Source organism: Halobacillus sp. Nhm2S1, from assembly GCF_019599545.1.
Taxonomy (GTDB): Bacteria; Bacillota; Bacilli; order Bacillales; family Halobacillaceae; genus Halobacillus.
Genome location: NZ_JAIEZV010000003.1, coordinates 437,735 through 452,937 on the forward strand (window position 1 = coordinate 437,735; position 15,203 = coordinate 452,937).

Sequence of the window (15,203 nt, forward strand, 5' to 3'; positions counted from 1 at the left end):
TTTATTTGCCTCCTGTCAGTTCATTCTTCATATGCTCGATGATGCTATCAAGAGCCACCTCTTGCTGCTCGCCTGATGCCATGTTTTTAACATTAATGACCCCATTTTCAAGTTCCTGATCACCAAGGACAAGGACAAATTTACTGCCAAGACGATCAGCTGCTTTAAACTGAGCTTTCATTTTCTTCCCTAAGTAATCCTTGTCGACTTGAATACCAGCACGGCGTAATTCGTCTGTTAACTTTACAGCTGTACGATTCGCCTCATCGCCCAGGGAAACAAAAAATACATCTAATCCTTCATCCGTAGGAAGTTCTACGTTTTCTGCTTCTAAAGCCATCAACAAGCGCTCAATACTCATGGCAAAGCCGATGCCTGATGTTTCAGGACCGCCCACTTCTTGTACTAACCCTGTATAACGACCACCGCCGCTCAGTGTAGTAATGGCGCCGAAGCCTTCTGCTTCACTCATGATTTCAAAAGCGGTGTGGTTGTAGTAATCAAGTCCGCGAACGAGATTTGGATCAACAACATAATCGATGTCCATCACATCCAAATACTGTTTGACTTGTTCAAAGTAATCCTTAGAATAATCATTCAAGTATTCAAGAATGGAAGGAGCTGTTTCCATTGCCGGATGTTCACGGTCTTTCTTACAGTCCAGGACTCTAAGTGGATTTTGATCGAGTCGCACTTGACAATCTGCGCAAAGTTCCTCACGGTGTGGATCGAAGTGGCGGACCAAAGCTGCTCGGTGTGCTTCCCTGCTTTCCTGGTCACCAAGGCTGTTCACCACTAGTTTCAACGATTGAAGTCCTAATTCTCTGTAAGAGTTCAAGGCAAGGGAAAGTACTTCTGCATCAATAGCCGGATCATCACTGCCTAAGGCTTCGATACCAAACTGCACAAACTGCCTCATTCTTCCTTGTTGCGGTCGTTCATAGCGGAACATCGGACCCATGTAAAAGTATTTGGTCGGCTGGTTTGGTAAACCATATACCTTATTCTGTACATAAGAACGAACGACAGAAGCTGTTCCCTCAGGTCTCAAGGTGATGCTTCTTCCTCCTCGATCCTCAAACGTGTACATTTCTTTTTGGACGATGTCTGTGCTATCCCCGACACCACGTTGGAAAAGCTCGGTATGTTCAAAAATCGGTGTTCTGATTTCTTTATAATGATAGCGACGGCATAGGTCAGCTAATTGTTCTTCTACATACTGCCATTTTTCAGATGTACCAGGCAGAATATCCTGCGTACCACGAGGGGCATTCATACTCATTTGTAACTCCTCCTAACGAAATAAACCATTTTTTACCACAAAAAATCCCGTCCCTTTTCCGCGCTTGCGAAAAAGGGACGGGATTACCCGCGTTGCCACCCTGATTTGAGGCTGTTCAAGCCTCCACTCAAAACAGTTAACGCCTGTGTACGTCTACAGCTACTGTCATTTCGATGTAGAACCTAAGAAATGTCTTTCATCAGAATATAACGATCGAATGCTTTCAGCCTAAGGCATTCGTTCTCTGTCCGCATGGAAACTGACTACTTTTTTCCTCAATGGTTTTGTTCGAATCATTTTAGAATTGATTATAATCATATAATCTCCGTTCACCCTATGTCAAGTTTATGACCACAAATAAATGATATCAATCTTTTTTCAATGGAGCAGGATATTGGTAGCATTTGTCGAATAGTGAAAGGAGACTATAGAGGAGGTGGAATATTTTTTGAAAAAAGGAATTATTTTCTTCATTTTCATTCTAGGAGTTCTTAGCTTTTATGAAACTCCTTCCGTGTATGCAGACAAAGCGGTCATCCAGGTCGATCACTTGAATGTAAGGACCGGACCTGGAACAGATTACGACCGTATTGGCAAAGTCCATACAGGGGAAACGTACAAAATATTGGAAGAGAAAGACAATTGGCTCAAGATTAAGCGAAGCGGTAAGGATGGATGGGTCGCCAAATGGCTGACAAAAGTAAAAACGGAACAAGCCACAGGTGGAAGCTATTCTTCCAAGTATGATTATCTAAGAATTCGATCCGCACCGAATTTAGATGGGAAAATTGAAGGCTACTTGATGAAAGGCGATGTAGTAGAGCCAAAGAAAAAAGACGGGAAATGGGTTTATGTACAAAAAGGAAATACGAAAGGCTGGGTGCATGGGGACTATCTGACGAGAGAAAATAGAGAAACTCATGAACCTCCGAAAGAAAAGAAAGCAGATGAGGATCAGTCATCAACCGTCAAGGGAACAGTGAAAGTTGGAACAGCCGTTCTCAATGTCAGAAGTGAAAACTCTACTAGAGGTCGAATCCTTACGACAATACGTAAAGGGGAAACCTATGAATACATAGCGAAGAAAGACCGCTGGTATCAAATTAAATACAGCAGCGGAAAGACAGGTTGGGTAGCCGGTTGGCTTGTAAATGAAACAGACAATAACCAAACAAACACCCCTACTTCGAAAAATACCTATGTATCTTTAAACTATAACGGCACGAACTTAAGATCAGGCCCATCTACTAATTACAAAATTGTCGGCCGTGGCCACAAGGGTGACCGATTTGAAATCATTAGCAAGGAGGGGCAATGGTATAAAATCTCATATAACAGTAAAACAGCTTACGTGGCAGGATGGATTGTAGAAGAGGTTAATCAAGAAAGTGTCTCCACGGCCCCGCCAACTTCAAATTCCCTTAAAGGGAAAACCATCATGATTGATGCTGGACACGGTGGACGCGATCCCGGAGCAGTTGGAAGAAGTGGAAGCTACGAAAAGACACTGACGCTGAATACGGCTTTTATTCTTAAAAGTCAACTTGAAAGCAACGGGGCTAAAGTGCTGATGACGAGGACGAATGATGAATACATCTCCCTTTCCATCCGTTCATTCCATTCGAACCGATCCAATGCAGATGCTTTCATTAGTCTGCATTACAATGCAGCACCAGTGAATGTCATTGCCAGTGGACTTAATAGTTACTATTACTCTTCTAAAGACAAGGCATTGGCAGATTCCTTGCAGGCCTCAATCGTTGCACACACAGGATTGAGGGATCGGGGAACGAAAAAAGGGAACTTCCATGTCATCAGGGAAAATAATAAGCCGGCAGTCCTATTAGAACTTGGCTTTCTATCTGATGCAAGAGAAGAACAAACCGTAAAAACACGTTCCTACCAGACGAAAGCCAGCCAAGGAATCACAGAAGGTTTAATCCATTACTTCAACTAGCAATGATGGTTCAAGAGACCTTCATAAGAATTAAAAAAAGCTGTACTCGAATTGAGTACAGCTTTTTTTATCGTTCTTTACTGTCAAGAATTAATGTCACAGGTCCTGAATTGGTCAGTTGAACATCCATCATGGCTCCAAATTGGCCTGTTTCCACTTTAACCCCTTCATGCTCCACCATCTGATTAAAGGATTCATACAACTGTTCAGCTTGGTCAGGCTTTGCTGCCTGCATGAAGTTCGGACGGCGCCCTTTACGGCAGTCGCCATATAGAGTGAATTGGGAAATAGACAACATCTGCCCCCCTAAATCCACCAGGGAATGATTCATTTTCCCATCTTGATCTTCGAAAATCCGCAAATATGGAATCTTTTTAGCTAAATAACGTGCATCTTCTTCCGTATCCTCATGGGTGACACCTAATAATACGACAAGGCCCTGGTCAATGCTACCTACGGACTCTTCCTTAACGGTGACAGAGGCGTTTACGGCTCTTTGAACCACTGCTTTCATCGTAGATTCCCCTTTAACTTCTATTGCATAACACGACGAACCGTGTACACTTCCTGAATTTGCTTGATTCGTTCAACAATCTTACGTAAATGGCTCGTATTCTGTATCAAAATGGTAATATGAATGGTCGCCATTTTGTTTCGATCTGACTTCCCTGATACTGCGGTAATGTTCGTCTTTGTTTCATTGACCGCTTGAAGTACTTCATTAAGAAGACCGCGTCGATCATATCCCCAAATTTCAAGGTCTACATGATATTGCTTGGAATCTGTGACGGATGTCTCCCATTTAACAGGTAACAGACGTGTCTGTGCTTCTTCGGTATGGACATTAGGGCAGTCACTTCTATGGACAGACACTCCTCGTCCTTTTGTAATATAACCGACAATTTCATCTCCAGGTACTGGATTGCAACACTTGGATAGACGGACAAGAAGATTGTCCACCCCTTCCACTCGTACTCCTGAATCTTTTTTACCTGTTTTAGCCGGCGTTTTGATTTCAGTTGTACTCACATCCGCAAGCGTCTGTTCCAGGTCTTGTTCCTGCTGCTTCTGCTTCCTGATTTTCTCTGTTAATCGAGTAGCAATTTGAGCAGCTGTAATTCCCTGGTAGCCTACAGCTGCAAACATGTCCTCTTCGTTTGCAAAATTGAATTTCTCAGAAACACGATTCAGGTTATCTGTCGTGTACACATCTTTCGGTTGAATACCAAAATTACGAATTTCGCGCTCGACAAGTTCTTTCCCTTTAGAGATGTTCTCATCTTTTTGCTGTTTCTTGAAGAATTGTTTGATCTTGTTCTTCGCCTGTGATGTCTGTGCAAGCTTTATCCAGTCTTTGGAAGGTCCATAGGCATGTTTAGATGTCATGATATCGACAATGTCTCCGGTTTTCAATTCATAATCCAGAGGCTCCATCTTTCCATTCACTTTTGCACCAATCGTTTGATTTCCAACTTCGGTATGGATTCGATAGGCGAAATCCACGGGTACTGAACCAGAAGGAAGCTCGATCACGTCTCCTTTTGGTGTGAAAACATAGACCATATCTGAAAACAAATCCACTTTAAGGGATTCCATGAACTCTTCGGCATCATGTGTTTCACTCTGCCATTCTAGAATTTCACGGAACCATGTAAGCTTCTCTTCAAACGATTGTTCTGCCGATGTCTGCTTTCCTTCTTTATAAGCCCAATGAGCAGCAATTCCATATTCCGCAATTTCATGCATTTCGTGTGTACGGATTTGGACCTCAAGAGGGTCTCCTTTAGGTCCGATCACCGTTGTATGAAGCGATTGATATAGATTCGGCTTCGGCATGGCTATATAGTCTTTAAAGCGACCGGGCATCGGTTTCCAACACGTGTGTATGATTCCGAGTACGGCATAACAATCTTTGATACTGTTGACTGTGATTCTAACGGCTAACAAGTCATAAATTTCGTTGAACTGCTTATTTTGAAGAACCATCTTCCGGTAGATACTGTACAGGTGCTTCGGCCGTCCAAATAAATCCGCATCAATGTTGACTTCTTTTAATTGAGCTCGAATCTCCTCAATGACTTCCTCAATATAGTGCTCCCGCTCATTCCTCTTCTGCTTCATCAAATGAACAATCCTGTAGTATTGCTGAGGATTTAAATACCGAAGGGCTGTATCTTCCAGCTCCCATTTAATTGTGGAAATACCCAGTCGATGAGCCAGAGGTGCAAATATCTCCAGCGTTTCATTTGAGATCCGGCGCTGTTTTTCAGCTGGAAGATGCTTCAAGGTACGCATGTTATGAAGCCTGTCTGCAAGCTTAATTAAAATGACGCGCATATCTTTTGCCATAGCGACAAACATTTTACGATGGTTCTCTGCCTGCTGAGCTTCTTTGGATTTATATTTGATCTTACCTAACTTCGTTACACCATCAACCAGCATGGAAACTTCTTCGTTAAAGGCTTCTTCGATCTCTTTTAGTGATACATCGGTATCCTCAACGACATCATGAAGAAAACCACCTGCAATCGTCTCAGGATCCATCTCTAAGTTCACAAGAATACCTGCTACTTGAATGGGATGGATAATGTAAGGTTCTCCCGACTTTCGGAACTGGTTGCTATGAGCCTTTTCAGCAAATTCATAAGCACGACGAATAAACGCCAGATCTGACTCGTTCAAATACTGACTCGCTTGTTCTATGACTTCTTCCGCAGTTAGAACTGTATCTTTCGCCATTCAATCACCCTAGTTTCTTTAGAACTTTCAAAATATATTTGATTAACATTATCAAAAAAAGGACTCTTCTTGTAAAGGGAAAAGCCCGATGATCAATTGTAAAACAAAGAGCGCCCCTAATAAGGGCACTCTTTCCATTAATATTGCATTAAAGTAAGGACGTCATGTCCGTCCAATTTGCTGCGGCCATCTAAGTATGTGAGTTCGATCAGGAACGCACACCCCGCTACTTCCCCGCCCAACTGCTCGACAAGGTCGATGGTCGCTTCAATGGTACCACCAGTCGCAAGAAGGTCGTCGACAATCAGTACTCGTTGACCTGGCTTAATTGCGTCTTTATGAATCGTCAATACGTCTTTTCCGTATTCCAGACCATAATCCACTTTAATTGTTTCGCGTGGAAGCTTTCCTTCTTTACGCACAGGTGCAAAGCCAATTTCCAATGCATAAGAGACAGGGCATCCGACGATAAACCCACGAGCTTCCGGTCCTACTACAATATCGATTTCTTTGTCTTTTGCGTATTCTACAATTTCATCAACCGCTGCTTTAAATGCCGGGCCATTATCCATCAATGGAGTGATGTCCTTAAATTGGACACCTTCTTTCGGCCAATCTTCAACGATTGCAATATGCTCTTTATAATCCATTCGTTACTTCCTCCTTGACTTGCTTAAAACGCTGGTTCATATATTGGTCAAACCAACTCTTCAATTCTTTATATGTGGAATAATACAAGGTACGTTCGATTTGCAGCTGTTCTTCCCGTTGACGATAAAGCGAAGATTCGCGTAAATCTTTTTGAGAAGGTTCGGATTCTGCTGTAATAATCCCGTCTTTTATTTTAACAAAGTCGAGTTCAAAAAACACCTCAGAAATAAATTCCACCATGGACTTGTCCCATCCCTTACGATTGGCAAGTAAATCCGCTTCTTCATGAAGGTTGAACCGACCACGCTTCAATAGCATACCATAAAACCATTTGAAGTGGTCCCTCGAAGGCCATGTTTTTAGAAAAGTACTCTCCTGTATATGATAACAGACAAAGACTTTACGAGTTTCAAGTTTAGATAAAAGATCCGTCATATCCGACATACGTTTTGGAAGATCGATAATCAGAAGGCCATCATAGGATTCTCCATGCTCCACTTCCCCTGCCTGGAGGACGGGAACATCGCATGGTGCTTCTTCTTTTCCTTGAAAGCTGACAGCTGCATACGTTTGGTTTGGCGGGATCATCAAATTTTTCTCTATATGCTTAGAGCCTCTGTGATCAAATAACTGCCAATCTTTCACACGGAGATCCTTGATCATCACTTGCAGATTTTTGCGGCCGTTCCATTCGTTGACACCAAGTTCTCCTACAACGTCCAATGCGGCCTGGGGGGATATCTGCTGATAAAGATCTCCCATCCCAAATGCAATTCCATCCAAACGTGATTGCTGACTTTGGAATTGGAACTTCAGATGATTTTTCTTACTGCCAATTAACCGTACTTCTTTTGGGGTGTGCTTGAGATGGAACAAAGGTTTCGGGTTACCCATTCCAAATGGACGAAGCTTGTTCACTTCCTCGATTTGTTTCAGGGATATGTCTTCCAGCTCAACCGTTGTTTCAATATCAAGAACTTGTTGATAGTCGTCATCGGATAGTTTTTCCTCAGCTAAGGAAATTAAATCGCTTCGCAAACCATCAATCTGATCAAGAGCCAATGTCATCCCTGCCGCTTGAGCATGCCCACCAAAGTGTATAAACCGTTGTCGTATTTCCATACAGTTCGAGAATAAGTCAAAAGCATCAATACTGCGTGCTGAACCTTTAGCTTCCCCTTTTTCTTCATCAATGGCAAGCACAATCGCCGGGCGGTCGAATTGACGGACGAGTTTGGAAGCGACGATTCCAAGAACGCCTGGGTTCCAACCCTCTTTAGCAACCACAATGACATTCTCAGCTTCCCCATTTTCAACGGAAACCATTTCTTCGGCTTCCTTCGCAATGGCAGCAACAATTTTCTGCCTTTCCTGGTTCAACTGATTAATAAAGCTTGCTATTTGTTCAGCTTCTTCCAAATCCTCTGAAAGCAATAAATCGACCGCTGGTGTTGCATCCTGCAAACGCCCTACAGCATTGAGGCGGGGGCCGATTGTAAAACCAATCGTCTCTTCATTCATATCCCCCTCAATGTTGCACACTTTTCTCAACGCCTGAATTCCAGGGCGGGACGAGTGGGAGATTGCCTGTAAACCAATGGAAGCAAGCACCCTGTTTTCCCCTTTCAGAGGCACAAGATCGGCAATCGTACCAATCACAACAAGGTCAAGAAACTCCTTTGGAAACCGTCCTAATAAAGCATGGGCGAATTTAAATGCAACACCGACACCAGCTAATTCCTGGAATGGATAATCCGCTGAAGTCTTTGGGTGGATAATGGCATAGGCATCAGGAAGAACCTCCTGGACTTCGTGGTGATCCGTAATAATCAAATCCAGACCCAGTTCTTTCGCGAATGACGCTTCTTCCATAGCGGCAATACCTGTATCCACCGTTATGATCAGCGCATAACCAGAGTCATAGGCAAACTGAAACGCTTCTTTATTTGGTCCATACCCTTCTGTAAAACGGTTGGGAATATAGAAGTCGCAGTCCGCTCCTGCTTTTCGGAGCGCTTCCACCATGACAGATGTAGAGGTAACTCCGTCCGCATCATAATCACCAAACACAAGAATAGACTGATCAGATGCGATGGCTTCTTTCACACGAGCCACGGCAGTATCCATCCCCTCCATGAGCATCGGATCGTGAAGCTGATCAATCGAAGGGTTTAAAAAACGGTCCGCTGCTTCCGCGCTATGCACCCCTCTTTTTTCTAAAAGCTGATGAGTAAGCGGAGTTACACCTGGTAGGCCTGTCGAACTTTCTTCCGAATTTTTATATGTAAATTTCCATTTCATCTTGCTTTGTATCATAAGTTCACCCCTGACCCATCTATTATACAAGAGGGAACCAGGGGGAGCAAACGCAATTATGTGACTTTCGAAGAAGAACTTTCCTCTTCAGGAGCTGCTTCCTTTTCTTCTGACACATCCCCATTTTCTTCTGAGAAGCTGTCAGAGGAGGAGGCTTCTGATTTCAACCTGCTATTTTCTTTCTTTAATCTGTAATAACGTAAAGCCCCTGCAGATGCTGTGGCTAACCCACCTAATAAAACAGATATAAGAATGACGAGAATCAGTGGTGCCTCTCCTGACCCAAACAAGTAATTGACCTGAACAGGATCTACATTGATGACGGCAAAAATAGCAATTACTAGGGCAAAGATGAAAGCCAAAATGAGATAGCTTTGTCCTTTCATAACTTACACACTCCTTCGTAGATAAAGGTTTTCTTCCTATTATTCATATACCCTGAAAGAGTCTGTAATAACCAAATAAGACCATCCTCATGGAGGATGGCCTTATTATATGCAGCCCCTCTAACCTTACACTTGAGGGCCGTCAGTCTTTTTCTTTTTCACATAGTTGATCGGGTTATCTTTGATGTTACGGCCACGCCATATGAGCCAGAGCTGAGACGCAATGAACAGGGACGAATACGTTCCTGCCAATAATCCGATAACTAGAGCGAATGAGAAGTTCGTAATGGATGATGCTCCGAAGAATAACAGCATCACAGCTGCGAAAATGACAGTAAGGACTGTATTGAAGCTGCGGGCAAGCGTCTGCATGAGACTGTCATTGACGACTTTCGCAAGCTCTTTAAATGATTTCACTTTCTTCTTCATCCTCAAGTTTTCCCGGATCCGGTCGAACGTTACAATCGTATCATTCACCGAGTAACCGACAATGGTAAGAATCGCTGCAATGATGGTAATATCGAATTCCAATCTCGTTAAACTGAAGAAAGCAACGATGAAGAAAGCATCATGCAGCAAGGCAATAATTGCTGTCAAAGCGAAGAAGATTTCAAAACGAATCGTAACATAGATGATGATCCCGATGGACGCATATAAAACAGCCAGGGCTGCGTTTTTAGCAAGCTCTTGACCAACAATCGGGGATACAGTGCTGACGTTCGGTGTGTTGCCGAACTCTTCTTCATAATAGCTTTGAATTTCACCGATTTTATCTTTACTCAGTTCATCATCGAAACGAGCGACTGCAATCTCACTATTGTCCCCGGAAATGATGACCTGTTTCGGACTGACATCAAATTCTTCTTCCAATGTTTGTTCCACTTGTTCTGATGTAATATTGCCATCAGACAAAATGGACACCCTGGAACCGCTAGTGAAGTCAATTCCCAGATTCAAGCGGAAGAAAGCAAGGGCCAGGATTCCCGCCACTACGAGGACGATGGAAATCGTGAAGAATCGTTTTCTCAAACCTACGAAATCGAATTTGCGTTTCATGAAGGTTGCTTCGACTTCATCTCCTTCAGCAATATCATGAATATCCTCTGGTTTCACACCAAACCATTTCGGACGCTTATTCAAGAAACGGCTCTTCACCCATAAACTCATGAATAATCGCGTACCATACACGGCCGTTATGAAACTGACGAGAATACTCACAATCAACATCGTTGCAAAACCTTTGACTGAACTTGTTCCGAAAATGAAAAGCACAGTGGCTGCAATCAATGTTGTAATGTTCGCATCAAGGATGGTTGCTAAGGAACGCTTATTTCCTGCCTTATAGGCTGTTAGAAGAGATTTACCAGATTTCAATTCTTCCTTAATTCTTTCATACGTAATAATGTTGGCGTCTACGGCCATACCGACACCAAGAATTAAGGCGGCAATACCAGGCAGTGTCAAAACACCATTCATCAATTCGAAAACCACGAGAATTAAATAGATGTACACACTCAACGTTAGTGTTGCAATGATCCCCGGGAAACGATAATACGCAATCATGAACAAGAAGATGGCTGCAATTCCGATGAAGCCTGCCAGGATGGTTTTGTTCATGGCTTGCTCACCGAATTGAGCACCGACAGATGTCGAATAGGTTTCTTCAAGATTAACAGGTAATGATCCAGCATTCAGAATATCTGCCAATTGTTTAGCGGATTCCTGAGTGAAATCTCCACTGATCATTACCGAATTACTACGGACGGGTCCGTCTGAGAACCCTGGTGCAGAAATGTAAGCCGGGTCTTCTTTCCCCCATTCTTCAGCGAAGGAAGTATCTTCATTATAATCCAACCATATCACTAATAGATTGTCCGGATATGGTGTGTTTGGATCGTTCGGAGTGTTATAAATTTCCTCTGAAACATCATAAAACTTTGAAGCACTTTTAACCTTCAACGTTACGATGGGTTCATTCGTGTCTGGATGATAAGACTGCTGAGCACTTCCTTCAACAAGATCGGAACCATCCATATACAATTTTCCATCCGTGCCCCGGAAAGAAAGTTCAGCTGTTGTCGAGAGCAGTTCTCTTGCTGTTTGCTGATCTTCCACACCAGCAAGCTGTACTCGAATTCTTCCCCCATCTTCAATGGTGATGTTCGTTTCACTTATACCTAGTGTATCCACACGCTCTGTCAATGAACGTGCCGTAGCCTCGAGAACCTGGTCATTCACTTCCTGGTCCTCATCTAGCGGCTCGACATCGTATAAGATTTCAAAGCCACCCTGCAAATCCAATCCTAACTTAATATCTTTTGTAACTCCTGTTATGGTCGTCCCAATCGTAGCAGCCAGTAATAAAACCACGATAAAAAAGGCTACGATCCGCCCTCGTTTCACCATACTGTCCTGTTCCTCCTTTATGTACGAACACATGCGATGATCCATCGACTATATGTATAAATGCTAATAGACAATATTTGATAATCCCCGTACCTATTCTACTACTTTTTCAAACTTTCGCAACAATAGGAAAAACTTTACGCAGATCACCGTAAAGATCTCCTGCCTTATTCATATTCTGAAGTTCCTTTCAGTGCTTCAATGGAAGATAGAAGATCATCATTCTGATAGGCCTCTGTAGTCAGATAACTTGTGTATGTATGTGTCTGCAAGTGTAAGATATCCTGGACGATTTGGTGCAGCCTCTTTTCTGGTTCGCCATTCCAAACTTTCTTTATTAAACAATCCCACACTTCTTCTTCGGTCGCACGTTTATAACCTAATAAGTGTAACTCCTCTACTTTGCTTTGCAAGACTATTTTCAGTTCATTTCTCCAGCTTGTGACCACTTTTGTCTGATCCATTAAGTTACTCCTCACTCTAAGGTTTTCGTAAACGGGTGTCATGCCTTGTCCATCCTTACGCATATACTTCATTGTAGCGGAATTTCATTTCTTTGAGAAGGCGGATCAATCATATGTCAAAACAAACTTTTCTACATGGTGCACTGATTCTGGTTGCTGCTGGACTGATCACCCGTTTACTCGGTTTCGTTAATAGGATCGTCGTTGCCCGCGTTATGGGACCTGAAGGTGTGGGGCTTTACATGATGGCTTTACCTACTTTGATTTTAGCCATTACCATCACACAGTTCGGTCTTCCTGTAGCCATATCAAAGAGAGTGTCAGAAGCAGAGGCGACTCGGAACGAAAGCAAGATCAAGCGCATTTTATTAGTTTCGCTTGCAATCACGGGCTCGTTAAGCATCTTGTTCACAATCGGACTCTTTCTTTTAGCCCCAATTGTAGCCACCTACTTTCTCACAGATTCAAGAGCCTTGTATCCATTGCTAGCCGTCACTCCCATCATCCCTATTATCGCCATATCATCTGTGATTCGAGGCTATTTCCAGGGCAGACAGAACATGAAACCACAGGCGATCTCTCAAGTTATTGAACAAGTCGTCCGAATTGGTTCAGTCGTGATCCTTACTAAAATGCTTTATCCCTATGGCGTCCAATATGCAGCCGCTGGAGCCATGGTATCTGCTGTGATAGGTGAATTTGTTTCTTTGATGTATATGTTGAGACAATTCAACATCCACAAAAGCTTCCGTTTGCGAAAATCGTGGAAAAAGCATATCCATGAGGGCAAGAAGACGCTTAATGAATTAATGACAATCGCTCTTCCAACGACGGGAAGCCGCTTTATTGGTTCTTTGACGTATTTCTTTGAACCGATCCTCGTTGCACAAAGCCTGGCTATTGCAGGAATTACGGCTATTGAATCTACCAAACAATATGGAGAGCTCACGGGCTATGTACTGCCCCTGCTCTTTTTGCCGACTTTTTTAACTCACGCTCTTTCTATTGCTCTCGTTCCTTCAATCAGTGAAGCGGCAGCTCAAGGTAAAAACGAAACAATTGCTTACCGAATCATGCAGTCGATCCGATTATCTATTGCGTCCGGAGGGCTCATCACGATTGTGTTCATGATCTTCCCGGCTGTCATCCTTACGACGGTGTATGGGACGAGCCAGGCCTCTTTCATGCTTCAGTTCATGGCACCATTCTTTCTACTTCATTATATCCAGACGCCTCTTCAAGCAACCTTGCAGGCTTTGGATTTAGCCCGACCGGCCATGTGGAACACGCTGATTGGGGCCATTATCAAGTTTATTGTTCTAGTCGGATTAAGTTCTCGTCCTGAGTTCGGCATTCATGGCGTGGCGCTTGCCATCGTAGTCGGTGTCGTTGTTGTTACCCTGCTGCATTTAGGTGTACTTATGAAATACAAAGTCATCACCTTCCCATTCCAGATGTTCATTAGATTCGGTCTTGTAATCGGCATTATCGGGATTGTTGGGTTTCAATGGAAACACAACTGGCTTCTTGAGAGCAAACCACTTTCGCAGTTGTTGACGATGGGTATGGGACTTACTGTTTTGTACCTTCTACTGTTATTCGTTTTTCGATTAATTCGAATGGAAGAAGTAAAAATGATCCCCTGGAACCGCCTCTTCCACAAAAAATAACCGCCTGGAAGCGGTTATTTTTTTGTCCTCTTTTTTGATTTCATATTAGTTCACAAAAGCTCTCTTTACTTGAAGACTCAGTTTCGAGACTTTTGTTGAGTGGATGGGGGCTGTGGGGAATAGCTCTCTTTCCGCGGGAGCGCGGTGAGCCTACTCGGACTTCGTCCTGTGGGGTCTCACCCTGCACTTTTTTCCTGCAGTAGTCTCGCCATTCCCCTCTGCCCCTTTGCCATGGAAGATTCTAGAAACCACTACCAAATGGTCAGCTCGTATAATTATGGGAAGGGGGTTATAAAACACCTCCATAACACTTAAAAGCTTAATCCAGAGCGCTTTATACCTCTAACAGCTGGATAGTTGCAGACCCTCCAACTGGGTATAAGGGTTCGTTTCTCCCTTACATCGAAAGGGGTGGTTGGGAAGCTGCGAGACTCCCGCGGGAATGGATCGACTGGCAAGACCCCACAGTGCAAAAGCACGAGGAGGCTTGCCGTCATCCCCGCAGGAAAGCGAGTAGCTTCCCAGCCACCCCTGACGCCCAACAAGGAAACGAACCCCAGAAACATCTCGAAACGGAGTCTTCCACAAACCTGCCAGTTAGTTAAATAAACTCAAATATCTTTCTTAAAGAGTTGGATTATTGGAATTCGTTGTTTCGATCAATTTGGACTTCGCCCTGGTCGTTAATTGTACATAAAGATATTTCCTTGAAAGAATGAAACCCTTGTTTTCGGACTTCATTTACAAGCCACTGTTTGTTTTTTCGAATTGTTTGAAGGCCACTGTATTGTACTTCGCCATCAGCAATTAATACAACAGCATAATCAGAGCTTCCGTCATCTTTCGTTTCGAACACAGACAGTTTCCCCGATGGTTCCAAAATAGCGTATGCAACGTCTCCGACTTGTTGAATGCCATGTTCTCGTAATTGTAATAACAAATCGTTGAAATTATAGCGTTGCCGTCTCATCTCTTTTTCATCTACTTTTCCATGCTTAATAATAATGGAAGGCTTTCCATCGAACCAATTTCTGAACCGCTGGTTTTTCAAAGAAATCCATGCACTCCCTATTTGAATCGCAAGGAGAACGGCCATGGGGACGATGGCTTTCCAAATAGCCTCATCTGGATTTTCGATAAGAAAGACGGCGATTTCAGCTAGCATAATAAATACGACTAGATCCATAACACTAAGTTCACCTATTTCTCTTTTCCCCATGAATCGAAAAACAAAAAGGATGATCAAATAGGTGATAAGTGTGCGAATGATAATGCTGAATACGAGCAATCCGAGCACAACCTTTCCTAAAGGTTTCCCTCTAGTTAACATCA

Annotated in this window: 11 protein-coding genes and 1 other annotated feature; of the genes, 2 read left to right on the top strand and 9 right to left on the bottom strand. The window is 43.2% G+C overall.

Going from position 1 to position 15,203, the window contains the following annotated elements; translation table 11 throughout:
• Position 1: 1 nt before the first annotated feature.
• On the bottom strand, positions 2-1,282 hold the full coding sequence (gene hisS, locus K2225_RS14115) for a histidine--tRNA ligase (RefSeq protein ID WP_220585315.1): 1,281 nt from the start codon (positions 1,280-1,282) through the stop codon (positions 2-4).
• Between the two features lie 70 nt (positions 1,283-1,352).
• Positions 1,353-1,570 (bottom strand) — a binding site (T-box leader).
• A 160-nt stretch (positions 1,571-1,730) separates the two neighbouring features.
• Between hisS and K2225_RS14120 the strand changes: the two genes are divergently transcribed.
• A complete protein-coding gene (locus K2225_RS14120) occupies positions 1,731-3,239 on the top strand; it encodes an N-acetylmuramoyl-L-alanine amidase family protein (protein WP_220585316.1) in 1,509 nt (502 codons plus the stop codon).
• Between the two features lie 67 nt (positions 3,240-3,306).
• Here K2225_RS14120 and dtd read toward each other — a convergent pair whose 3' ends face one another.
• The 7 genes from dtd to K2225_RS14155 all read right to left on the bottom strand — a co-directional run bounded on the left by dtd (position 3,307) and on the right by K2225_RS14155 (position 12,201).
• Positions 3,307-3,753: a D-aminoacyl-tRNA deacylase gene (gene dtd, locus K2225_RS14125; protein WP_220585317.1), complete on the bottom strand. Its 447-nt coding sequence runs from the start codon at positions 3,751-3,753 to the stop codon at positions 3,307-3,309.
• 20 nt (positions 3,754-3,773) lie between these two features.
• Complete coding sequence (locus K2225_RS14130) at positions 3,774-5,978, bottom strand: RelA/SpoT family protein (RefSeq protein ID WP_220585318.1); 2,205 nt, start codon at positions 5,976-5,978, stop codon at positions 3,774-3,776.
• Positions 5,979-6,115: 137 nt separating this feature from the next.
• Entirely contained in the window at positions 6,116-6,628 is a 513-nt protein-coding gene (locus K2225_RS14135) for an adenine phosphoribosyltransferase (protein WP_146812750.1), read from the bottom strand.
• A complete protein-coding gene (gene recJ / locus K2225_RS14140; protein WP_220585319.1) occupies positions 6,618-8,945 on the bottom strand; it encodes a single-stranded-DNA-specific exonuclease RecJ in 2,328 nt (775 codons plus the stop codon). Before recJ ends, K2225_RS14135 begins: the two co-directional genes overlap by 11 nt.
• 56 nt (positions 8,946-9,001) lie before the next feature.
• Entirely contained in the window at positions 9,002-9,331 is a 330-nt protein-coding gene (locus K2225_RS14145) for a LapA family protein (RefSeq protein WP_220585320.1), read from the bottom strand.
• A gap of 126 nt (positions 9,332-9,457) precedes the next feature.
• Positions 9,458-11,737, bottom strand: a complete 2,280-nt coding sequence (gene secDF, locus K2225_RS14150; protein WP_220585321.1) for a protein translocase subunit SecDF — start codon at positions 11,735-11,737, stop codon at positions 9,458-9,460.
• 167 nt (positions 11,738-11,904) lie between these two features.
• Positions 11,905-12,201 carry a post-transcriptional regulator gene (locus tag K2225_RS14155; RefSeq protein WP_220585322.1) on the bottom strand — a complete coding sequence of 99 codons (297 nt, stop codon included), beginning with the start codon at positions 12,199-12,201 and terminating at the stop codon, positions 11,905-11,907.
• Positions 12,202-12,314: 113 nt separating this feature from the next.
• Here K2225_RS14155 and spoVB point away from each other — a divergent pair, with 113 nt between their 5' ends.
• A complete protein-coding gene (spoVB, locus tag K2225_RS14160) occupies positions 12,315-13,871 on the top strand; it encodes a stage V sporulation protein B (RefSeq protein ID WP_220585323.1) in 1,557 nt (518 codons plus the stop codon).
• Between the two features lie 637 nt (positions 13,872-14,508).
• On the opposite strand, the gene K2225_RS14165 is transcribed toward spoVB, so the two are convergent.
• Positions 14,509-15,201 (bottom strand): DUF421 domain-containing protein, encoded by a 693-nt coding sequence (locus K2225_RS14165; RefSeq protein ID WP_220585566.1) that lies wholly within the window; start codon positions 15,199-15,201, stop codon positions 14,509-14,511.
• Positions 15,202-15,203 lie beyond the last annotated feature (2 nt).